Source organism: Pseudomonas alloputida (assembly GCF_021283545.2).
In the GTDB taxonomy this organism is placed as follows: Bacteria; Pseudomonadota; Gammaproteobacteria; order Pseudomonadales; family Pseudomonadaceae; genus Aquipseudomonas; species Aquipseudomonas alloputida.
In genome coordinates this window covers 462811-486192 of record NZ_CP128540.1, presented here as the reverse complement: position 1 = coordinate 486192, position 23382 = coordinate 462811, and the positions used below count along the sequence as shown (strand labels likewise).

The 23382-nt window shown below is 61.8% G+C and carries 17 protein-coding genes and 1 pseudogene; 6 read left to right on the top strand and 12 right to left on the bottom strand.

Annotated features, from left to right (window positions below; genetic code table 11):
- Window positions 1-44: 44 nt before the first annotated feature.
- From trpE to LU682_RS02060, 9 genes and pseudogenes are all read right to left on the bottom strand, one after another.
- Window positions 45-1526 carry an anthranilate synthase component I gene (gene trpE, locus LU682_RS02100; protein WP_010951754.1) on the bottom strand — a complete coding sequence of 494 codons (1482 nt, stop codon included), beginning with the start codon at window positions 1524-1526 and terminating at the stop codon, window positions 45-47.
- 69 nt (window positions 1527-1595) lie between these two features.
- Window positions 1596-2414, bottom strand: coding sequence for a phosphoglycolate phosphatase (locus LU682_RS02095; RefSeq protein ID WP_010951753.1), 819 nt, complete (start codon window positions 2412-2414; stop codon window positions 1596-1598).
- Entirely contained in the window at window positions 2411-3085 is a 675-nt protein-coding gene (gene rpe, locus LU682_RS02090) for a ribulose-phosphate 3-epimerase (protein ID WP_003255539.1), read from the bottom strand. Before rpe ends, LU682_RS02095 begins: the two co-directional genes overlap by 4 nt.
- A 150-nt stretch (window positions 3086-3235) precedes the next feature.
- A complete protein-coding gene (locus LU682_RS02085; RefSeq protein ID WP_003255542.1) occupies window positions 3236-4063 on the bottom strand; it encodes an ABC transporter permease in 828 nt (275 codons plus the stop codon).
- A gap of 10 nt (window positions 4064-4073) precedes the next feature.
- Window positions 4074-5321: an ABC transporter permease gene (locus LU682_RS02080; RefSeq protein WP_010951751.1), complete on the bottom strand. Its 1248-nt coding sequence runs from the start codon at window positions 5319-5321 to the stop codon at window positions 4074-4076.
- A gap of 60 nt (window positions 5322-5381) precedes the next feature.
- A pseudogene (locus tag LU682_RS02075) lies at window positions 5382-6415 on the bottom strand (ABC transporter substrate-binding protein).
- Window positions 6416-6455: 40 nt separating this feature from the next.
- Window positions 6456-7580 (bottom strand): ABC transporter ATP-binding protein, encoded by a 1125-nt coding sequence (locus tag LU682_RS02070; protein WP_003255547.1) that lies wholly within the window; start codon window positions 7578-7580, stop codon window positions 6456-6458.
- A 295-nt stretch (window positions 7581-7875) separates the two neighbouring features.
- The gene (locus tag LU682_RS02065; RefSeq protein ID WP_172830947.1) at window positions 7876-8508 is read right to left on the bottom strand and encodes a response regulator; all 633 of its coding nucleotides are present in this window, start codon (window positions 8506-8508) and stop codon (window positions 7876-7878) included.
- A 7-nt stretch (window positions 8509-8515) separates the two neighbouring features.
- Window positions 8516-10903 carry a PAS domain-containing sensor histidine kinase gene (locus tag LU682_RS02060; RefSeq protein ID WP_010951748.1) on the bottom strand — a complete coding sequence of 796 codons (2388 nt, stop codon included), beginning with the start codon at window positions 10901-10903 and terminating at the stop codon, window positions 8516-8518.
- Between the two features lie 95 nt (window positions 10904-10998).
- Between LU682_RS02060 and LU682_RS02055 the strand changes: the two genes are divergently transcribed.
- Window positions 10999-11997, top strand: coding sequence for an alpha/beta hydrolase family protein (locus LU682_RS02055; RefSeq protein WP_010951747.1), 999 nt, complete (start codon window positions 10999-11001; stop codon window positions 11995-11997).
- 27 nt (window positions 11998-12024) lie between these two features.
- On the opposite strand, the gene LU682_RS02050 is transcribed toward LU682_RS02055, so the two are convergent.
- Genes LU682_RS02050 through LU682_RS02040 form a run of 3 tightly spaced genes read right to left on the bottom strand, consistent with a single transcriptional unit; the run spans window position 12025 to window position 14481 of the window.
- Entirely contained in the window at window positions 12025-12792 is a 768-nt protein-coding gene (locus LU682_RS02050) for a TerB family tellurite resistance protein (RefSeq protein WP_010951746.1), read from the bottom strand.
- A gap of 1 nt (window position 12793) precedes the next feature.
- Entirely contained in the window at window positions 12794-13465 is a 672-nt protein-coding gene (murU, locus tag LU682_RS02045; protein WP_010951745.1) for an N-acetylmuramate alpha-1-phosphate uridylyltransferase MurU, read from the bottom strand.
- Entirely contained in the window at window positions 13462-14481 is a 1020-nt protein-coding gene (locus LU682_RS02040; protein ID WP_010951744.1) for an aminoglycoside phosphotransferase family protein, read from the bottom strand. Before LU682_RS02040 ends, murU begins: the two co-directional genes overlap by 4 nt.
- Window positions 14482-15604: 1123 nt before the next feature.
- On the opposite strand from LU682_RS02040, the gene ltrA reads away from it, so the two are divergent.
- From ltrA to rsmA, 5 genes are all read left to right on the top strand, one after another.
- Complete coding sequence (gene ltrA / locus LU682_RS02035) at window positions 15605-17311, top strand: group II intron reverse transcriptase/maturase (RefSeq protein ID WP_110678999.1); 1707 nt, start codon at window positions 15605-15607, stop codon at window positions 17309-17311.
- A 143-nt stretch (window positions 17312-17454) separates the two neighbouring features.
- Window positions 17455-20277, top strand: coding sequence for an LPS-assembly protein LptD (locus tag LU682_RS02030; protein ID WP_049587154.1), 2823 nt, complete (start codon window positions 17455-17457; stop codon window positions 20275-20277).
- A complete protein-coding gene (gene surA, locus LU682_RS02025) occupies window positions 20258-21577 on the top strand; it encodes a peptidylprolyl isomerase SurA (protein WP_010951743.1) in 1320 nt (439 codons plus the stop codon). The genes LU682_RS02030 and surA overlap by 20 nt, the downstream gene beginning before the upstream one ends.
- The gene (gene pdxA, locus LU682_RS02020; protein ID WP_003255557.1) at window positions 21574-22563 is read left to right on the top strand and encodes a 4-hydroxythreonine-4-phosphate dehydrogenase PdxA; all 990 of its coding nucleotides are present in this window, start codon (window positions 21574-21576) and stop codon (window positions 22561-22563) included. Before surA ends, pdxA begins: the two co-directional genes overlap by 4 nt.
- A complete protein-coding gene (gene rsmA, locus LU682_RS02015; RefSeq protein ID WP_003255558.1) occupies window positions 22560-23363 on the top strand; it encodes a 16S rRNA (adenine(1518)-N(6)/adenine(1519)-N(6))-dimethyltransferase RsmA in 804 nt (267 codons plus the stop codon). Before pdxA ends, rsmA begins: the two co-directional genes overlap by 4 nt.
- Window positions 23364-23382: the final 19 nt, after the last annotated feature.

Here is a 23382-nt window from a genome sequence, read left to right as displayed (position 1 = left end):
AGCGGGTTTACCCGCGAATGGGCTGCGCAGCAGCCCCAATCAATTTATCTGGCGGAAGTCTGCTCGGCCAACGCCACCGCACGGAACATCGCCCGGCGCTTGTTGATGGTTTCTTCCCATTCCAGCGCCGGCACCGAGTCGGCAACGATGCCGCCACCGGCCTGCACATGCAGCTCGCCGTCCTTGATCACTGCGGTACGAATGGCAATTGCGGTATCCATGTTGCCGTTCCAGGCAAAATAGCCGACGGCACCGCCGTAAACCCCACGCTTGACCGGTTCCAGCTCGTCGATGATCTCCATCGCACGGATCTTGGGCGCACCCGACAAGGTGCCAGCCGGCAGAATCGCCCGCAGTGCATCCATCGCCGTCAGGCCTTCACGCAGCTGGCCGGTAACGTTGGAAACAATGTGCATCACGTTGGAGTAACGCTCGATCACCATCTTCTCGGTCAGGCGCACACTGCCGGTCGAAGACACACGGCCGACATCGTTGCGGCCCAGATCGATCAGCATCAGGTGCTCGGCAATTTCCTTGTCGTCCGACAGCAGGTCATCTTCCAGCGCACGATCGGCCTCTTCGGTCGCACCACGCGGGCGGGTACCGGCAATCGGGCGTACGGTGACCAGGTTGTCCTCGACACGTACCAACACTTCGGGCGAGCTGCCGACCACATGGAAGTCACCGAAGTTGAAGAAGTACATATATGGCGTCGGGTTGAAGCAGCGTAGCGCGCGGTACAGGTCGATAGGCGCAGCCTTGAAATCGATCGACATGCGCTGCGACGGCACCACCTGCATACAGTCCCCGGCCAGGATGTATTCCTTGATACGACCGACGGCGTTTTCGTAATCCTCGCGGGTGTAGCTGGAGCGGAACGCCGGCTCGGCCGCCTGCGGGCCGCTCAGGTCCAGGCCGCGGCGCGGGGTGATTGGCTGGCGCAAGGTTTCCAGCAAGCCTTGCAGACGTGCCTGGCCCTGTTCGAAGGCCTGATCTTCAGCTGGGTCGACCAACACGATGGCGTGCATCTTGCCCGCCAGGTTGTCGAACACCACCACCGCGTCGGACACCATCAGCAGGATATCCGGTACGCCCAGCGGGTCTGGGTTGGGGCTGGCCCCCAGGCGCTTTTCTACATAGCGCACGCAGTCGTAGCCAAAGTAGCCGACCAGGCCGCCATTGAAACGCGGCAGGCCTGGGATATCGGCAACTTTGTAGCGGTCCTTGAAGGTTTCAACGAATGCCAGCGGGTCTTCGACCTCACAGCTTTCCACCTCGACGCCATCGTGCAGGATGCTGACACGGTAGCCATGCACACGCATCACGGTGCGCGATGGCAAGCCGATCATCGAGTAACGGCCCCACTTCTCCCCGCCCTGCACCGATTCGAGCAGGTACGAGTTGGGCTGGTCAGCCAGTTTCAGGTAGATCGACAGCGGCGTGTCGAAGTCGGCCAAGGTTTCACAGGCCAAGGGAATACGGTTGTAGCCGGCAGCGGCCAGGCGCAGGAATTCTTCGCGGTTCATGAGTAGTCTCGTGGCAAGCAGCAATAGGTCAGGCAAACGGACGGGCCGGCACACGCCGGCAGGCTGAAGTCAGGCGCGCCAACGCCAACGGGCCAAGGCCTTGATGACTTTCATCCAGAATTTGCCAGTAACCGCCACGGTGGACTCTCTGTCTTGTGAGGCTTGAAGGTCCGCCAACGTTATCCCAGTGGCCGGGTCTGCGCAACCGGGCAGCAATGCGCGCAGGTCGTCGATTACCAGGCTGGGGGATTCGGCGTCGATCGGCCGGCCATGGTTATAGCCGTAGGTCAGGCCCACGCATTGCACGCCAGCCGCCTTGGCCGCCTGCACGTCACTGCGCGAATCACCGACAAACAGGGACTGCTGCGGGGTGACACCGGCCATCTGCATGACGAACAGCAACGCCGCCGGGTCGGGCTTTTTCTGCGGCAAGGTGTCGCCACCAATGATCCAGCGGAAGAAATTACCGATCTTCATCTGGTCCAGCAGCGGGCCAACAAAGCGCTCAGGCTTGTTGGTGATCAGCGCCATCTCCACGCCCTGCTTGCGCAGCCAGCGCAGGGTGTCGCGCACACCGGGGTAGACCACGGTAAGTTCGTGGCTTTCGGCATAAGCGTCCATGAACAGCGCCAGCGCCTGTTCTGCCAGCGCATCGTCCACGTCGGCATGGTCGATGCCCCCCGCCAACGCGCGGCGCACCAGCACCTGGGCGCCATTGCCAACCCAGTGGCGCACGGCCTCAAGGCCAGCAGGCGGGCGCCCCAGTTCGAGCAGCATGCGGTCCACGGCGGCGGCCAGGTCAGGCACGGAATCGATCAGGGTACCGTCCAGATCGAACATCACCAGCCTTGGCAGCGTCCCCGGGAACAGCTGCTCGAAGCCACTCATGGGCGGGCCAGGGCCAGTTCGGCGCGCATCTTGGCGATCACTTCCTGATAGTCCGGGGCGTTGAAGATCGCCGAGCCGGCCACGAAGGTGTCGGCGCCAGCCGCAGCGATCTCGCGGATGTTGTTGACGTTCACGCCACCATCGATCTCCAGACGGATATCACGGCCACTGGCGTCGATCAGCGCACGCGCTTCGCGCAGCTTGTCGAGGGTGCCGGGGATGAACTTCTGCCCGCCGAAGCCTGGGTTGACGCTCATCAGCAGCACCATGTCGATCTTGTCCATCACGTACTTCAGGGCGTCCAGGCTGGTGGCCGGGTTGAACACCAGGCCGGCCTTGCAACCACCATCCTTGATCAGCTGAAGCGAACGGTCGATGTGCTGCGTGGCTTCAGGGTGGAAGGTGATGTAGGTGGCACCCGCTTCGATAAAGTCGCCAATGATGCGGTCAACCGGGCTGACCATCAGGTGCACGTCGATCGGCGCAGTAACGCCGTACTTGCGCAGAGCGGTGCAAACCATCGGGCCGATGGTCAGGTTGGGGACATAGTGATTGTCCATGACATCGAAGTGGACGATGTCTGCACCCGCAGCCAATACCTTGTCGACGTCCTCACCCAGGCGGGCGAAATCGGCAGAGAGAATGGAGGGGGCAATAGCGTAGGGCTGCATGGCGCACCTGTTGGCAAATTCACGGTGGCGCGCATTGTAACTCAGGGAAAGCGATGAAGGCTGATTGGTATCAATTGGTGTCGACCAACGCAACCTGTGCCGGCCTCTTCCGGCTTTAGCCGCGAAGAGGCCGGTACAGGCAAGCCATCATCAAGCCGGCTGTTGAGTCCTCAGCTTCTCGCTACGCCCACGCAACCACTCCAGGGTCAGCAGCAACAACACCGAGAACGCAATCAGCAAGGTCGCCGCCGCGGCAATGGTCGGGCTCAGGTTCTCGCGAATACCGCTGAACATCTGCCGCGGCAGTGTTGCCTGCTCCGGCCCGGCGAGGAACAGCGTCACCACCACCTCGTCAAACGAGGTGGCAAAGGCAAACAGGGCTCCCGAGATGACACCGGGCGCAATCAGCGGCAGGGTCACCCGGCGGAAAGCCAGCAGAGGTGAAGCGCCCAGGCTGGCCGCCGCACGCACCAGATTGTAGTTGAACCCCTGCAGCGTCGCCGACACGGTAATGATGACGAACGGCACACCCAGTACCGCATGCACCAGAATCAGCGAGGTGAAACTGTTGCCCATACCCAGAGGGGCGAAGAACAGGTAACTGGCCACCCCGATGATCACTACCGGCACCACCATGGGCGAGATCACCAGCGCCATCACCAGCGACTTGCCGGGGAAATCGCCACGGGTCAGGCCGATGGCCGCCAACGTGCCGAACACCATGGCCAGCACCGTGGCCGCCGGGGCAACGATGATGCTGTTTTTCAACGCACGCATCCATTCGGCCGAGCCGAAGAAGTCCTGATACCACTGCAGCGAGAAGCCCTGCAGCGGATACACCAGGAAGCTGCCACTGTTGAACGACAGCGGCACGATCACCAGCACTGGCAAGATCAGGAACAGCAGGATCAAGCCGCAGAGAATACGCAGGCTGTAGAACCAGACCCGCTCCACGGGCGACATGTATGGGCTCAGCATGACAGGCTCCTCAGCTCAGGCGCAGACGGCTGGCGCCGACCAGCCAGCTATAGATCAGGTACAACAGCACGGTCGCCAGCAGCAACAGCCCGCCCAATGCGGTGGCCATGCCCCAGTTGATGCTGGTGTTGGTGTAGAAGGCGACGAAGTAGCTGACCATCTGGTCGTTCGGACTACCCAGCAGCGCCGGGGTGATGTAGTAACCGATGGCAAGGATGAACACCAGCAGGCAACCGGCGCCCACACCGGCGTAAGTCTGCGGGAAGTACACCCGCCAGAAACTGGCGAACGGGTGGCAGCCCAGCGAGATCGCCGCACGCATGTAGCTCGGGGAAATACCCTTCATCACGCTGTACAGCGGCAGGATCATGAACGGCAGCAGGATGTGCACCATCGAGATGTAGACGCCTGTGCGGTTGAACACCAGTTCCAGCGGCTGGTCGATGATGCCCATGGCCATCAGCGCACTGTTGATCAGCCCGCCCGACTGCAGCAGCACGATCCACGCCGCCACTCGTACCAGGATCGATGTCCAGAAGGGCAACAGCACCAGAATCATCAGCAGGTTGCTCTGCCGGGTCGGCAGGTTGGCCAACAAGTAGGCCAGTGGGTAGGCCAGTACCAGGCAGATAGTGGTAATCACCACGCCCATCCACAGGGTACGGACAAAAATGTCCAGGTAAATGGCCTGGTCCGGGGTGGCCTTGGCTAGCTCACCAAGGTCATCGATGCGATGGTCCACCGAGGCCAGCAGGTAGAAAGAAGTCACCGAACTGGTATTGCGGCGTATCGCCTGCCAATAAGCCGGGTCGCCCCAACGCTCGTCAACAGCCTGCAACGCCTCTTTATAAGAGGCAGGCTCAGCCTTGAAGGGCAGCGCACGGGCAGTCTTGGTCAACAAGCTGCGGTAACCGGCCAGCTCCATGTTCAAGCGTTTGGAAAGGTCACCAAGGGTCTGGTTCTTGCGCGACTCGGCCAAATCCTGGCTCAACGCCTTGTAAACGTCCTCGCCTGGCAGGCTTTTGCCATCCCACTGGCTGATGATTTCCACCGTGCGCGGCAGGCCGCCGACCACTTCAGGGTTGCCGACGCTCTTGTACAGCAGCGCCGCAATCGGCACCAGGAACACCAGCAGAAGAAACAGCGCCAGCGGCGCGATCAACGCCTGCGCCTTCCAGCGGTTGACCCGCTCGGCGTGTTTGAGGCGCTGCTTGAGACTTGGACCTGCGCCTTCGTTGAGGGGCACTGCAATGGCCATGGCGAACTCCGCAATACAGGCTGAATTGGGGGCCGCTTTGCGGCCCCACACACTGGACGTTTACTTCTTCGCCGCCCAGGCGTTGAAGCGTTGCTCCAGCTGCTCGCTGTTGTCGGCCCAGAACGCCACGTCGATCTGCACCTGGTTGGCAATGTTCTCAGGCGTGGTCGGCATGTCTTTCTTCACTTCGTCCGACAGCAGGCTCACGGCCTTGGAGTTGGCCGGGCCATAGGCGATGTTTTCGGAGTAGATCTTCTGCTGCTCGGGCTTGACGCTGTAGGCGATGAACTTCTTCGCCTCTTCGACGTTTTTGGCGCCTTTGGGAATTGCCCATGCATCGAAGTCGTAGATGCCGCCGTTCCACACCACCTTGAGGTTGCTCTCTTTCTGCACAGCGGCAATACGGCCGTTGTAGGCAGAGCTCATGACCACGTCGCCAGAGGCCAGGAACTGCGGTGGCTGTGCACCCGCTTCCCACCACTGGAGCTGGGCTTGAGTTCGTCGAGTTTCTTGAAGGCGCGGTCCTGGCCTTCCTTGGTTGCCAGCACTTTGTAGACGTCCTTGGGCGCAACACCGTCGGCCATCAGTGCAAATTCCATCGTGTACTTGGCGCCCTTGCGCAGGCCGCGCTTGCCCGGGAACTGCTTGGTGTCCCAGAAATCGGCCCAGCTGGTGGGGGCGGTCTTGAGCTTGTCGGCGTTGTAGGCCATGACCGTGGACCAGACGAAGAAGCCCACACCGCAAGGCTGAATGGCACCAGGCACGTAGTCGGCCTCATTGCCGAACAGGGCTGGGTCGAGCTCTTCGAACATGCCTTCGTCGCAACCGCGCGCCAGCTCTGGCGACTCAACCTCTACCAGGTTCCACGACACACTCTTGGTGTCGACCATTGCCTTGACCTTGGCCATTTCGCCGTTGTACTCACCCGCGACAATCTTGCCATTACCCGCTTTTTCCCAGGGTTCGTAGAACGCTTTGACCTGGGCAGCCTTGTTGGCGCCGCCGAACGAGATCACGGTGAGGTCTGCGGCCATGGCCTGGCCAGCGGTGAACAGCCCCAAAGCCAGGGCGGTCAGTTTCAACTGCTTGCGCATTATTATTCTCTCCACAGTACAGGGTTGGTGAAGCAATCCATCAATGGGCTTCGGCAATCGGATCGAGCGCGCGGGCGTGCTCCACCTCCCAGCCCAGCGGTACTACATCGCCCACGGCCAACGCCGGGTCGAGCTCGGCAATCGGCTGCTTCACGAAGAAGTCGCCTTTGCCGCAAACCTCCAGACGCACCCGCACGTGGTCGCCCAGGTAAATGAATTCGGCCACCCGGCCAGAGAACCGGTTGACGCAGCTTTCACTGTGGCCGTTCAGGCGCACGCGCTCCGGGCGTATCGACAGGGTCACCGGCTCGCCGGCCTGGCCGACATTCACCGCCAGCGCCTCGACCCGCTCGCCGCGAGGCAACTGCACCTGGCAACGTTTGCCATCGCTGGCCAGCAGGGTGCCGCTGATGCGGTTGTTCTCGCCGATGAAGTTGGCGACGAAGGTGTTGCAGGGCTCTTCGTACAGCGTGCGCGGGTCGGCGATCTGCTGGATTTCGCCCTGGTGGAACACCGCCACGCGGTCGGACATGGTCAGCGCTTCGCCCTGGTCGTGGGTCACGTACACCACGGTCACACCCAGGCGCTGGTGAATGTGCTTGATCTCCATCTGCATGTGTTCGCGCAGCTGCTTGTCCAGCGCGCCAAGTGGCTCGTCCATCAGTACCAGTTGTGGCTCGAACACCAATGCCCGGGCCAGCGCCACACGCTGCTGCTGGCCGCCAGACAGCTGGCCGGGGTAGCGTTTGGCGAAAGCGTCGAGCTGCACCATGTTCAGCACGCGTTTGACCCGCTCGCTGATGTCGGTCTTGCTCAGGTTGCGCACGGTCAGCGGAAAGGCCAGGTTCTCGGCCACGGTCATGTGCGGAAAGAGCGCGTAGTTCTGGAACACCATGCCGATATCACGTTTGTGCGGCGGCACGTTGTTGATCGAGCGCCCGCCAAGCTGGATTTCACCGGCGGTGGGGGTCTCGAAGCCCGCCAGCATCATCAGGCTGGTAGTCTTGCCCGAGCCGGACGGGCCAAGCAGGGTGAGAAACTCGCCCTTGCGGATATCCAGGTTGAGGTCTTTGACGATCAGCGACTCGCCGTCGTAGCTCTTCTGCACACCACGGAAGCTGACCAGCGTTTCGCCGGTTGCAGCGTTCGACTTCGCCTCGCTCATGCCTGCACCTTCTTGTTGGATGACTGCGTAGGCAAAAGAGTAGAAGAGACGCAAGCGCCCGAAAATCGGGGGTACTGAGAGAATGCCATCATCCGGATGGAAGATTTGTTGTAGGGATCGCCCTACAAGGATGGCGGGATTGGAATGCCCTTGCGAGCCAACCACGAAACCTGTGGGAGCGGGCATGCCCGCGAAGAGGCCGGCTCAGCCATAGAGATCAGCAGGCCAGGCCCGTTCGCGGGCATGCCCGCTCCCACATAGGCTTCGGCAAGTTTCGGGCACCCGTATGTCGCAATCAGATCAGCTTGTGCTCCATGGCGTACTTCACCAGCTCCGCCAGCGAGTTCACTTTCAACTTCTGCATCAGGCGTGCCTTGTGGGTGCTGATGGTCTTGCTCGACAGCGCCAACTGCTGGGCGATGTCGTTGACGTTGGCGCCCTGGGCCAGGCGCTCGAACACCGAAAATTCCCGCTCCGAGAGCAGTGTGTGCAACGGCCGGGATTCGGTGAGGCCTACTTCGAACACCATGCGGTCGGCCAGCGACGGGTCAATATAACGCCCGCCACCGGCCACCCGACGAATCGCTGTCAACAACAACGCCGGATCACTGTCTTTGGTGGCATAGCCCGCCGCACCGGCCTTCAGCGCCCGCGCCGCCATCTGTGCCTCATCGTGCATCGACAACATCAGGATCGCTGGAGCATCGTGCAGCGCACGGATACGCGGGATCGCCTCCAGGCCGTTCACACCCGGCATCGAGATGTCCAGCAGTACCACCTCGCACGGTGTGTGGCGCAGGGTTTCGAGCAACTGCTCGCCATTACCGGCCTCCCCCGCCACTTGCATGTCCTTGGCCAGGCCAATCAACTGCTTGATGCCTTCACGGACAATGGTGTGGTCTTCGGCCACCAGTACTCGAATCACGATTGCTCTCCTACTCCAACGGAATGGCCACACTCAGGCTGGTGCCTTCGCCCGGCTCGCTTTCCAGCGTCATGCTCCCCCCCAGCATCAGCACCCGCTCGCGCACACCCACCAGGCCAAATGAGGTGGGCCGGGTCTGCTCGCGGCAAAAGCCTTGGCCATCATCACTGACCGTCATGCGCAACTGTCCGCCCTCACGTACCAGCTCAATCTCTACGCTGTGCGCCTGGGCGTGACGCATCACATTGGTCAGCGCCTCCTGGAGGATACGAAACAGCCCGGTGGCCTTGGCATCACTCAATGCTGGCAGATTATCGGGTACTTGCACCAGACAGGGGATTTGCGTACGTGCCTCGAAACGCCGCGCCTGCCATTCGATGGCCGAGGCAATGCCGGCATCGAGGATCGGCGGACGCAAGGCAGTGGCGACATCGCGTACCAACTGGAACAACTGGGCGATCAGGCGTTTCATGCTCGCCAGGCGATCATTCAGGCCAGGGTCCAGCTCGGCATAGGCCAGCTCGCACATCGACACTTCCAGCTTGAGCACGGTCAGCATCTGCCCCAGTTCATCATGCACTTCCCGGGCGATACGGGCTTTTTCCTCTTCACGCACGCTCTCCAGGTGGGCCGAGAGTTCGCGCAGCTGCTCCTGGGACTTCGCCAGCGCCAGCTCGGCCCGCTTGCCCTGTGTGATGTCCCAGACTACACCGTCCCACACTACCTGGCCGTTGCCCAGATGCCGGGCGCTGGCCTTGATATCGGCCCAGCGCTGTTCGCCCTGCCGGGTGAGGATGCGCCCCTGCCAGGACCAGTCCTGGTCGCTGGCCAGGGCCAGGTCCTGCACCCTGTGATAATCAGCACGGTCCTCGGGGTGCACCAGGTTGCGCAGGCCCATCTGCGGGTGCTGGATCTCGCTGGGTGCATAACCCACCAAAGCCTCGCTACCCTCACTGATATAGGGGAACTCCAGATCGCCCTCGGCCGGGTCACGCTCCAGGCGAAACACCAACCCTGGTACGTTGCCAGCAATGCCCTTAAGCCGCGCCTCGCTTTCGCGAAGGGCCGCCAAGGCACGGTGGCGCTCGGTGACATCGGCGAGGTAGACCACCAGATATTCGGAATCACGAAAGCGCAGAAAGCTCAGCGACAGCTCCACGGGTAGCAAGCTTTGATCAGCCCGCCGGCATTGCGTCTCAAACTGACCGACACCCCCCGCCCCTGTCCGCGCACCCTTCCACAGCTCTAGCCAACGGTCCATGTTCAGGCTTGGCTCGAAGTCGCTTAGCGGCCGCTCCAGCAACGCCCCTTCGCTGTAGCCCAACATGCGCTCGGCGGCATGGTTGGCGTAACGCACATGGCTGTCCCAGTTGACCCAGAGGATACCCACGGTGCTCTGATCGATGGCGAACTGGCTCAGCCGCAACGCCTCTTCGCGCACCTGGCGCTCAACAAGGCTTTCTCGCGCGGCCAACAGGCTGCGCTCCAGCTGGCGCTGCTGACGGCGTTGCCACACCAGCGTGGCCAAGGCACACAACAGCAACAGACCGAACAACAAGGCCATGTTCTGCCAGAAGCCCGGCGACTCGCTCAGGCGCGGGTATTTCGGCTGCAACCAGCGCTGATGCAGTTGCTCCAGCTCCTTGGCCGGCACGGCCTGCAAGCCACGTTCAAGTACATCGGCCAGCATCGGCCAGTCGCGCCGCGAACCGATACGCAACAGTTGCGGCAGGCCAATATCGCCGACCACCGCCAGCTCACCGAACTCGCTCTCGCGCGACAGGCGGCTGAGCTGCGCTTCATCCAGCACGGCGAAACTGGCCTGGCCACCTACCACCAGTTGCAAGGCCTCACGATCGTCGGGCACCCCCTGCAGGTTGAGGTTGCCGTAGTTGCCGCGCAGGTAATCCGCCAGCGGGCTGGGCATGCGCACCGCCACGCGTTGCTCGGCTTCAAGCTTTTCCAGTTCCACGGCCATGGCCCCGGTGCGCGGCCCCACCACCAGCTGTGGCACGCGCATGTACGGGTCGCTGAATAGCCACAGGCGCAGGCTGGCCGGCGTCTGGGTAAGGCCAGGGGCGAAGTCGATTTCGCCGCTCTGCAGGGCATGTTCCAAACTGCCCTGGTCAGTGAAGTTACGCCAGGTGAGGTCCAGTCGCAGCGTCTGCGCCAGGCTATTCACCAGTTCCACATTGGCCCCGTACAGTTGCTGCAGACGCCGGTCGAACTGGGCGTAGGGCGCCTGCAACACCAGGCCGACACGCAGGCTGCGGTGGGTGTCCAGCCACTGCTGCTGGTCAGGCTCCAGCACCACAGAGGGCAGCGCCTCGGGCTTGGCCCAGGCAATCAAGGGCAGCCACAAGCAGCCGATAACCAACAGGCGACGCACTCGCTTCATCTATACGCTCGACTTGGCAAAGACGGCCATGCAGCATGGCCGTCACGGGCAAATACTATTAGGCTGCCGGTTTCATTCTGGCCTTGGGTTGACTCATGTCCACACTTTATCGCACGACGCTGGCAATGTGCTGCCTGGCCTCGGTCCTTCCACTCGGCGCCCTGGCCGCCGATGCCGAAAAACCACCTGCAAATGCCATGGCACCGGCTGCCGAGGCCCCACGCCCACCCTTGCTGGAACGCAGCCAGGAGGATGCACTGGCGCTGGAACGGCTGCTGCCCAAGGCTGAGCAGCAGACCCTGCAGGCCGGTGCCGACAGCTTCCTGGCCCTGTGGAAGCCGGCCAACGACAACGATCCGCAAGGGGCGGTGATCATTGTCCCTGGTGCAGGCGAAACGGCCGACTGGCCAAATGCAGTCGGCCCACTGCGGCAAAAATTCCCTGATATCGGCTGGCACAGCCTGAGCGTCAGCCTGCCCGACCTGCTCGCAGACAGCCCGCAAGCGCGGGTCGAAGCCACACCACCGGCAGCGCCTGCGCCAGACAAAGGCGAAAGCGCACCGGCCAAGGACGTGCCGGCCGACGCCAACGCCAACGTGGCCCAAGCCACCGCAGCCGATGCCGACACAGCAGAAAGCACCGATGCCGAACAAGCCAGCGAGCAGGCCGACCCGGCAGATGCCGAACGCATCTTCGCCCGCCTGGATGCCGCCGTGGCGTTCGCCCAGCAACACAACGCCCGCAGCATCGTACTGATCGGCCATGGTAGCGGTGCGTATTGGGCGGCGCGCTACCTGAGCGAGAAGCAGCCACCACAGGTACAAAAACTGGTGATGGTCGCTGCACAGACCCCTGCACGGGTGGAGCAGGACCTGGAAAGCCTGGCCCCAACCTTGAAGGTACCCACGGCCGATATCTACTACGCCACCCGCAGCGCTGACCGCAACGCAGCCCAGCAACGGCTGCAGGCCAGCAAACGGCAGAAGGATAGCCAGTACCGACAATTGTCATTGATTGCCATGCCAGCAAACAAAGCGGCGGAACAAGAGCAATTGTTCCGCCGGGTGCGGGGGTGGATGAGCCCTCAGGGCTGAGTCAGGCTTGATCCCTGTGGCGGGGCGTCAAAGGCCGCGCCGCTTGCGGATCATGGCATAGGCCTGGTGCAACTCACGGGTACGCGCGGTTGCTTCACGCACCTGCGCCTCGCTGGCACCGGTACCTGCCAGCTTGTCCGGGTGATGCCGGCTGACAAGCCGACGATACGCCTGCTTGACCTTATCGGTGTCGGTGTCTGCGTCCACCGCCAGCAAGCGCAACGCTGCCGCGTAGGTCATGGGCACGCTTTCTGCTCCCGTGGCCTTGCGCGGCTCGTACTCCAGGGACATGGCCTGCACCTGGCGCCGGCTCATGCCCAGCTTCTGCCCCCAGTCCAGCAGCAACTCACGCTCCTTGTTGCCCATCTTGCCGTCAGCCCAGACCATGCGCCAACAGGCCCGCAAGGTACCTTCCGCCGCGTGGGGCTGCTGACTGATGCGCCGCAGGTGCCCGCCAAGCCGGTCCTTGCCCGCCTTGCCACGGTTGAACGCATTGATGGCGCGCAACCGGGCTGCCTCGGCCAGGTCCAGGCGCACCATCTCCTGACGCGCCTGCTGGATATGCTGCTCGGCTACCCGGCCATCGCACTTGGCCAGGCGCCCGAGCATCACGAACAACAACTCGTCGTCGCGTAATGCAGGGCGCCCACCCAGGCGTTCGCGCATGTCTTCCCAGCCTTGCAAGCGCAGCCGGCGGTCGATGGCCTGCCCAAGCAACGCACCGAGCAAGGCACCCGGTATGCTCGCAACGGCAAAGCCGGCACCCACGCCTATCACCGTGCCTGGCCACCACATGTCAGGCGCGCTCGCCAATCAGAGACTCAGCCTCGGCCAGGCGTTCAAGCGTGCCAACATCCACCCAGTGCCCACGGTAGTGTTCGCCAGATACCTTGCCGGCCGCCATCGCCTGGCGCAGCAACGGTGCCAGTTTGAAGGCACCCGCCTGGCAACCTTCGAACAGCGCCGGGTGCAGCACGGAAATGCCGCTGAAGGTCAGCGTGCCGGGCGCGTCATCGCCGTCAACGACCTGCTCGCCCACCAGGCGGAAGTCACCACGGCCGTGATGGCCAGGGTTGTCGACCAGTACCAGGTGAGCCAGGCCTTGCAGGGGAGCCTGCAAACGCGCGAAGTCGTAGTCGGTCCACACATCGCCATTCACCAGCAGGAACGGCGCATCACCCAACAAAGGCAGGGCCTTGAAGATGCCGCCGCCGGTTTCCAGCGGTTCACCTTCAGGTGAATAGCGAATGCTCAGGCCGAAGCGGCTACCGTCGCCCAGATGGTCTTCGATCTGCTGGCCAAGCCAGGCATGGTTGATCACCACTTCGGTCACGCCCGCTGCCGCCAGGGCGCGCAAGTGGTACTCGATCAGCGGCTGGCCGGCGACCGGGACCAACGGTTTTGGGGTGTGCAGGGTCAGCGGGCGCATGCGCTCGCCCTTCCCCGCAGCCAGGATCATGGCCTTCATGCACGCGCTCCGGCCTGCAACTCGGCAATCAGTTCACCCAGCTCCGCCAATTCGGGCCGGCGACCGATCACTTCATTTATATAGGCGAAGAAACGCGGCACGTCGCCCAGGTAACGCGGCTTGCCGTCGCGGTGGCAGATGCGGGCAAAGATGCCGATCACCTTCAGGTGCCGCTGCACGCCCATCAGGTCACTGGCGCGGTGGAAGGCTTCGAACTCGGCGTGCACCGGGATGCCAGCCGCCTGCGCCTGCTGCCAGTAGTCGCCCAGCCAACCTTCGACCCGCGCCTGCGGCCAGCTGACAAAGGCGTCCTTGAACAGGCAGGTAATGTCGTAGGTGACCGGGCCGTATACCGCATCCTGAAAGTCCAGCACACCAGGGTTGGGGGTGCTCTGCATCAGGTTGCGCGGCATGTAGTCACGGTGTACCAGCACCTTGGGCTGCGCCAGGGCGCTGTCGATCAGCAACTGGCTGACGCGCTGCCAGGTGGCCTTCTGTGCATCGGTGAAGGTCAGGCCCAGCTCACGCCCCACGTACCATTCGGGGAACAGTTCCACTTCACGGCGCAGCAGGGCGTCGTCGTAGCTGGGCAGCGGCGCGTCCATTGGCAAACGCTGGAACTTCAGAAGGGCATCGATGGCGTCGGCGAACAGGCCATCGGCGTTGTCGGCATTGATGATGTCAAGGTATGTCTGAGTGCCCAGATCCCCAAGCAGCAAAAAGCCGCGTTCCAGGTCCTGGGCGTGGATCAGCGGCACATGTACGTCAGCGCTGGCCAGCAGGTGGTCGATGGCGACGAACGGTCGGCAGTTCTCCTGCGGGGGGGGCGCATCCATGATCACGAAACTGTGGCCAGCGCCCTGCCAGCGGAAATAGCGGCGGAAGCTGGCGTCGCTGCTGGCAGCGGTCAGGCTGCCTGCAGGCACCTCGCCCCAGGCGTTGTCACGGAAAAGATCATTGAGCTGCTCATCGAGCCAGACCGTCAGTTGTTGCAGGCGTACATCGTGTTCAGGCATTGCAAGGGTCTCCGACGGCCCTAGCCGTCAAGCGGGTCATGCTTTATTATCCAGCATCTTGTGCGACACGCGTAGCGTGTCTCCTCCACCAAGCTGTATGGTCAGCTTGATGGGATTTCCGGGAGGAAATCGAATACTTGGGTATCCATCCCCAAGAAACAAAACCAGCCCAGAAGTTCATTGCCTTCAAGAACTTACCGCTGCGGCGGATGGCAAAACCCAAGGTCGTTCAGCTCTCGGTAGCACGACCGCAAAACCAGCAACATCCGGTTTTGGAGAGCCCTCTACATACCAACCCAAGCGGGGGATCTGACCCCCGCAGGGGTCTCCTCCTGCTCATTTTGAACCAGGAGGCATCTACTTTCCGACCAACGGCTATCTTGCTGTCTTGGTTCGGTCTTTCAGGAGGCATGAGCGAAAGCTCTGTCTGTCATTGTCCAACTGCCGCCTCTATGGAGCAGTAGCGGACTCGTTGTGCGACCAACGGTAGCCTACGACGGCATGCATCACTGGCAACGGTGGTGTGTGAAGCCCGTCAGACAACGTAGCCCCCATATGGGTGCATCTCTTCCGCGAGGAGGAATGCAGAGACTCGGAGCAGTACCGGGTTGAGGCGCTAGGCTGGCTGGTACGGCCAACACAAGTGAATCGCTGATAAACACCGTAAGGATAACCATGCCAAAACTGCTGTTAGGCATGAACCAAAATGGTACGAGGTTGGATATCCCTGTGGGATGTGGGGATACGTCGCCATCAGAACCTCCGGTGAAAAGGCGGGGCCTAACCCAGTCGTGTGACAGAGAGGGAACGTGGTAAGCCCGTATCGCTGCCCTTTGGGCAGGTGAACCGTAAGGAACACTGTTGGCGGTGCGGGTATGGGATCGCAGAGAAAGCGAACGCCAGGCTGTAATGGCTTGGATAGGGGTTGGAACATCACCCCACGGGAAACCGGGCAGACTTCTGCGTGGTCTTTCGTTGCAATAACTCTGACTGAGACCGTCTCATTAACCTCAGGACCTAGCTTCATTGGCCCTTGATAATCCTACCCTGACGGGGTGCATGCACCCCTCAGGGGGTACGTGCGCCTTCCGCTCGGGTGGTTTCACTTTGAGAGGAAAGCAGCATGAAAGAGCTCAGCCAGCAAGGTGAGTCTGCGCTTTCCGACACTCCGCAACAGTGGCACGACGTCGATTGGCGCCGAGTCCAGCGGAACGTCCGGGGAATGCAGATGCGAATTGCGAAGGCTTGTCGGGAAGGCAAATGGCGCAGAGTCAAATCTCTGCAACGGATGCTCACCCGCTCGAAGTCGGCCAGATACCTGGCTGTACGGAGAGTCACGGAAAATCAGGGGAGCCGCACGGCGGGAGTCGATAAGCAACTCTGGGATACACCCAACGCAAAATGGATTGCGGTTGGTCAGTTGAAGACGCGGGGATACAAGGCTCGGCCACTACGGCGAGTCTACATCCCAAAGTCGGACGGACGGGAACGCCCATTGGGCATACCGACCATGACGGACAGAGCCATGCAAGCGCTGTACATGCTGGCCCTGTCTCCCATCGCCGAAACCCAAGGAGATCCGAACAGCTACGGCTTTAGGATCGAACGCTGTACGGCGGATGCGATGGCGCAGTTGTTCTTGTGCCTATCCAAGCGGGCCTCGGCTTGCTGGGTATTAGACGCGGACATCGAGGGATTCTTCGACAACATCAACCACGAATGGCTATTAAGGAACGCCCCCACGGATACACGGATGCTTCGGCAGTGGTTAAAAGCTGGAGTCATTCACAAGGGGCAGCTGCACGCGACGAACGCAGGTACGCCACAGGGGGGAATTATCTCCCCAACGCTGGCAAATCTGGCACTGGACGGTCTGGAAACACTCCTCAAGGAACACTTGGGGGTGACAAGGGCGAAGAAGCTGAAGGTGAATGTGGTGCGATACGCCGACGACTTCGTAATCACCGGCACCTCCCCGGAGGTGCTGGAGAATGAAGTAAAACCTTGGGTAGAGCAGTTCCTCGCAACGCGCGGGCTGCGGCTTTCACTCAAAAAGACGCGGATCGTCCACATCGACGAAGGCTTCGACTTTCTTGGATGGAGTTTCCGGAAATACGATGGAACGTTACTGATCAAGCCGAGCAAGAAGAACGTCAAGGCGTTCTACAGCAAGATCAGAGAGGCGATCGACTCTCATAAGACGGTCAGGCAGGAGGATCTGATCCGAATGCTCAACCTGAAACTGAGAGGCTGGGCGCTGTACCACCAACCAGTAGTCGCGAAGCAGGCGTACAGCCGAATGGATTACAGGGTGTTTATCAAACTCTGGCGTTGGGCGAAAAGGCGACACCCAAACAAGACCCTAGATTGGGTGAGGAAGAAATATTTCCGATCCTCAGGCGATAGAAACTGGGTGTTCGCCACCACGGTAACTGATGAAGCTGGAACAAAACGGGAGGTCGAGCTGTACACGCTTGCGAGTACACCGATCGAGCGACATAAGAAGGTGAGTGGGGACTACAACCCCTACGACCCAACCATGGAGGCTATGGGTGAAAAACTGAGGACTGACCGGATGCTGAAACAGCTGAAATACCGGAAACAGATCGGCACCCTATTCTCCAGCCAAAGCGGTCTATGTCAGCTATGCGGGCAACCGATTACTAGGGAAACGGGGTGGCACGATCACCACATCACTTACCGCTCTCTGGGCGGTGGCGATGAACTAGGCAATCGGGTACTCTTGCACCCCAATTGTCACAACCAGCTCCACACGCGTGGTCTGCACGTGAGCAAACCGGCTCCCTCTGGGAGCTTCGTAAAGGCTTGAGCCGTATGCGCTGAAAGGCGCACGTACGGTTCTTAGGGGGGAATTGGCCAGCAATGGCCAGTTCCCACCCGACTTTCAGACCATCGAGAGGCGTGCGGCCCCACACGCGGGCAGATGGCACGCAGGAAGCCCGGACTAATAAGATGGCATTGAAATCCCCCGCGTTTCGTAGAAAGTTTCCGTTGCTGGTAACCGGCGGTCTGCTGGCCCTGCAACCTCTGGCCACCTCATACGTAGTGGCAGCCGAACAGTTCGACTGCCAAGTGTCCGCCGCCGGTGGTTGGGACTGCAAGCCCAAAACCCCAGTCAACAACTTGCCACCGCGCCCGGTGCACGAAGGTGCAGCCGTCAGCTCCGGCACCGAAGCGGCGGGCGAAGCCGAAACTGCGGACCGGCCCGTGCTGGTTACCGAGGCCAAGGGCCGTGGTCTGAAGTCGCGCAGCGAAGACTACAGCCACCTGGACTGGGTGCCGCGTGAAAAGCTCACCGCCGCGCAGCTGGCTGAAACCGGCCCGTACTGCGGTGGCGCGTATATCGAGCCAACCCGCCCGGGCATGGCCGACACCACGCCGAAGGACGAGTCGCCGACCTACATCAATGCCAAGGTATCCAAGTACCAGCAGGAGCAGCAGATCGCCACCCTCGCCGGTGACGTGGTGATGCGCCAGGGCAGCATGCAGGCCGAAGCCGACGAGGCCAACCTCTACCAGGCCGAAAACCGTGGCGAGCTCAAGGGCAACGTCAAGATCCGTGACAACGGTTCCCTGGTGGTCGGTGACGAGGCCCAGATCCAGCTCGACACTGGCGAAGCCCAGGTCGACAACGCCGAATACGTGATGCACAAGTCGCACATCCGCGGCAGTGCCCTTTACGCCAAGCGTGGCGAAAACGCCATCATCCGCCTCAAGGACGGTACGTACACCACCTGCGAACCGGGCAGCAACGCCTGGCAGCTGAAGGGCAACAACATCACCCTGAACCCGGCCACCGGTTTCGGTACTGCGACCAACGTTACGCTTCGGGTCAAGGATTTCCCGGTGTTCTATACACCGTACATCTACTTCCCGATTGACGACCGTCGCCAGTCCGGTTTCCTGCCGCCCTCGTTCAGCACCAGCAGCGACACCGGCTTCATGCTGGTCACGCCGTACTACTTCAACCTGGCGCCTAACTACGACGCCACGTTGTACCCGCGTTACATGGCCAAGCGCGGCCTGCTGATGGAAGGCGAGTTCCGCTACCTGACACCTTCCAGCGAAGGCCAGTTCGGCGGCGCCTACTTGAACGACAAGAACGACGACCGCAAAGATCAGACTGATTACAAAGATCAGCGCTGGATGGTCAACTGGCAGCACAAGGGTGGCCTGGATGAACGCCTGATGACCGAGGTGGACTACACCGACATCAGCGACCCGTTCTACTTCCAGGACCTGGAATCCGACCAGATTGGCGTGGAAAGCCGCGACCTGCTGAACCAGCAGGGTGCGTTGACCTACCGAGGCGACAGCTACACCGCGCGGTTGAATGTGCATGCCTACGAGATGGCGACCATCTCGCAGATCACGCCGTATGATCGCCTGCCGCAGCTGACCCTGAACGGTACGCTGCCGTTCCAGCCTGGCGGTTTGAACCTTGGGTACGAGACTGAAGCTGTTCGCTTTGATCGTGATCTGAAGGACAGTGCCGTCTTTGATGAAGACGGTAATCCAGATTTGACTGCTGGACTAAAGCCCGACGGCATAGGTGGTCGGCGACTGGATGAAAACATCTTCGGTGTAGCGCGTGCCAACGGTACCCGCCTGAACGTCGCCCCGTCCATCAGCCTGCCGATGGAGGCCAGCTACGGCTACATCACGCCGAAGCTGAAGTACATGTATACCCATTACGACCTTGACCTGGATAGCAAGGGCAAGGGCGACATTGCAGGCGCGAACGCAGACACACTGGACGTGTTCGGCGACTACAAAAGCAACCTGAACCGCGATATCCCGATTTTCAGCGTCGACAGCGGCCTGTATTTCGACCGCAACACCTCGTTGTTCGGCACCAACTACCGCCAGACCCTCGAACCGCGCATGTTCTACCTCTATGTCCCGTACAAGGACCAGATGGACATCCCGCTGTTCGACACGGGTGAAACCCTGTTCAGCTACGACTCGCTGTTCCGTGACAACCGTTTCAGCGGTACCGACCGCATCGGCGACGAGAACAAGCTGTCGCTGGGCGTGACCACCCGCTGGATCGAGGAGAACGGCTTCGAGCGTCAGAACTTCAGCATCGGCCAGGCTTACTACTTCAAGGACCGCAAGGTCCAGCTGCCAGGCATCGACTACCGCACCCGCAAGGACGCGCAGTCCGATGTATCGCCATACGCTCTGGTGTACAACTACTACTTCAACCGCGACTGGCGCTTCAATTCGGACTTCAACTGGGACCCGGACAGCCGCAGCACCCGCTCGGGCAGCGCGATGTTCCACTACCAGCCTGAAGACAACCCGAACAAGATCGTCAACCTCGGTTATCGCTACCGTAACGACACCATTGCCTACGACTCGACCACGGGTACCTGGAAAGTGGGCGGCGGTGACTATGGCACCCCGGGCGATCCGAACTACATCAAGGATTACTACAAGATCCAGCAGCACGACTTCTCGGTCATCTGGCCGATCGTGCCGCAGTGGAACGTAATCGCCCGCTGGCAGCATGACTACAACCGCAACCGTACCCTGGAAGCCATGGGTGGTTTCGAATACGACAACTGCTGCTGGAAGCTGCGCCTGATCAACCGTTACTGGATCGACTACGACGATTTCAGCCAGGCCCTTCCACAGAACGAAAAAGGCGACCACGGTGTCTTCCTTCAGATCGTCCTGAAAGGCCTCGGCGGCGTAGTTGGCAACAAGGTCGAGTCTTTCCTCGACCAAGGCATTCAAGGTTACCGTGAACGTGAAGACCAAGCTTATTGATCGTCTGCGCCCAGTGTTGCTGGGCGTCGCTTTGCTGAGTGGCGCGGTGCATGCCGCGGTGCAACCTCTTGATCGCGTGGTGGCTATCGTCGACAACGACGTGGTCATGCAAAGCCAGCTGGACCAGCGTGTCCATGAGGTCCAGCAAACCATCGCCAAGCGCGGCGGCGGCGTGCCGCCGACCAGCGCCCTGGAACAGCAGGTCCTGGAACGCCTGATCGTCGAGAACCTGCAGCTGCAGATCGGCGAGCGCTCTGGTATCCGCATCACCGACGAAGAGCTGAACCAGGCCATTGGCACCATTGCCCAGCGCAATGGCATGTCGCTGGACCAGTTCCGCGCGGCGCTGGCCCGTGACGGCCTGTCGTTCGACGACGCTCGCGAGCAGGTCAAGCGCGAGATGATCATCAGCCGCGTGCGCCAACGCCGCGTTGCCGAGCGCATTCAGGTGTCCGAGCAGGAAGTGAAGAACTTCCTGGCCTCGGACCTGGGCAAGATGCAGATGTCGGAAGAGTACCGCCTGGCCAACATCCTCATCCCGACCCCGGAAGCCGCCAACTCGGACGATATCCAGAAGGCTGCGCGCAAGGTCGGTGACGTGTACCAGCAACTGCGCCAGGGTGCCGACTTCGGCCAGATGGCGATTGCCAACTCGGCCAGCGAAAACGCCCTGGAAGGCGGCGAGATGGGCTGGCGTAAAGCCGGTCAGCTGCCACCCGACTTCGCCAAGATGCTCAGCAGCATGCCAGTGGGCGAAATTACCCAGCCTATTCGCATCCCCAACGGCTTCATCATCCTCAAGCTCGAGGAGAAGCGCGGCGGCAGCGAGAACGTGCTGCGCGACGAAGTGCATGTACGCCACATCCTGATCAAGCCAAGCGAGATCCGCAGCGAGGCGGCCACCGAGCAGCTGGCCGAGCGCCTTTATGATCGGATCAAGAACGGCGAAGACTTCGGCGAACTGGCCAAGAGCTTCTCGGAAGACCCGGGTTCGGCACTCAACGGCGGCGACCTCAACTGGGTCGATCCGAACAGCCTGGTACCGGAGTTCCGTGAACAGATGGCCAATGCCCAGCAAGGCGTAGTGACCAAACCGTTCAAGACCCAGTACGGCTGGCACGTTCTGGAAGTGCTGGGCCGCCGCGCCACCGACAGCACCGAGCAAGCTCGCGAACAGCAGGCCCTGAGCGTACTGCGCAACCGCAAGTATGACGAAGAGCTGCAAACCTGGCTGCGCCAGATCCGCGACGAAGCCTACGTTGAAATCAAGCTGCCTGGCGCTGACCAGGCCGCCCAGTGAAGCCCCTGCGCTTCGCCGTCACCCCCGGCGAGCCGGCCGGCATAGGCCCCGACCTGTGCCTGCTGCTCGCCGCAGACGCCCAGCCCCACCCCCTGATCGCCATCACCAGCCGTGACCTGCTCGCCGAGCGGGCCACGCAGCTGGGGCTGGCCGTCAGCCTGCTGCCGGTAGCCCCGGGCCAATGGCCTGACCTCCCGGCACCCGCAGGTAGCCTGTACGTCTGGGATACCCCCTTGGCGGCCCCGGTGGTGCCAGGCCAGCTCGACAAGGCCAACGCAGCGTTCGTGCTGGAAACCCTGACCCGCGCCGGGCAAGGCTGCCTGGACGGGCACTTCGCCGGGATGATCACGGCCCCGGTGCACAAGGGTGTGATCAACGAAAGCGGTATCGCCTTTTCCGGGCATACCGAATTCCTTGCCGAACTGACCCGCACCGCACAAGTGGTAATGATGCTGGCCACCCGCGGCCTGCGCGTGGCCCTGGTGACCACGCACCTGCCACTGCGTGATGTTGCCGACGCTATCACTGCAGAGCGCGTCGAACGTGTAACCCGTATCCTGCATGCCGACATGCGCGACAAGTTTGGCATTGCCAACCCGCGTATCCTCGTGTGCGGCCTCAACCCGCATGCGGGCGAGGGCGGCCACCTGGGCCGCGAAGAAATCGACATCATCGAGCCGACCCTGGCCCGCCTGCGCACCGAAGGCATGGACCTGCGCGGGCCGCTGCCGGCCGATACCCTGTTTACCCCCAAATATCTGGAGCACTGCGATGCGGTGCTGGCGATGTACCACGACCAGGGCCTTCCCGTACTCAAGTACAAAGGCTTCGGCGCAGCAGTGAACGTGACCCTGGGCCTGCCGATCATCCGCACGTCGGTTGACCACGGCACCGCCCTGGACCTGGCCGGCACTGGCAAAGTCGACACCGGCAGCCTGCGCGTCGCACTGGAAACCGCCTACCAGATGGCCGAGAACCGACCATGAACGAGCAATACCAACACCGGGCGCGCAAGCGCTTCGGCCAGAACTTCCTGCACGACGCCGGTATCATCGACCGCATCCTGCGTGCCATCAACGCTAAGGCCGGCGAACACCTGCTGGAAATCGGCCCGGGCCAGGGCGCCCTGACCGAAGGCCTGCTGGGCAGTGGCGCACAGCTGGACGTGGTGGAGCTGGACAAAGACCTGGTGCCGATCCTGCAGCACAAGTTCGCCGATCGCAGCAACTTCCGCCTGCACCAGGGTGACGCCCTGAAGTTCGACTTCAACCAGTTGGGTGTGCCGCCACGCAGCCTCAAGGTGGTTGGCAACCTGCCCTACAACATCTCCACCCCGCTGATCTTCCACCTGCTCAGCCACGCCGGGCTGATCCGCGACATGCATTTCATGCTGCAGAAGGAAGTGGTCGAGCGCATGGCCGCCGGCCCTGGCGGCGGTGACTGGGGGCGCTTGTCAATCATGGTGCAGTACCACTGCCGCGTGGAGCACCTGTTCAATGTCGGCCCTGGTGCCTTCAACCCACCTCCGAAAGTGGATTCGGCAATCGTCCGCCTGGTGCCGCACGAAGTGCTGCCGTTCCCGGCCAAGGACCACCTGCTGCTGGAGCGTGTCGTTCGCGAAGCGTTCAACCAGCGCCGCAAGACCCTGCGCAACACCATGAAAGGCCTGCTGGACAGCGCCGCCATCGAGGCTGCTGGCGTTGATGGCAGCCTGCGCCCTGAACAGCTCGACCTGGCAGCCTTCGTGCGCCTGGCTGACCAACTGGCGGATCAGCAACAAGCCTGATTTAGCCCGTACCGGCCTC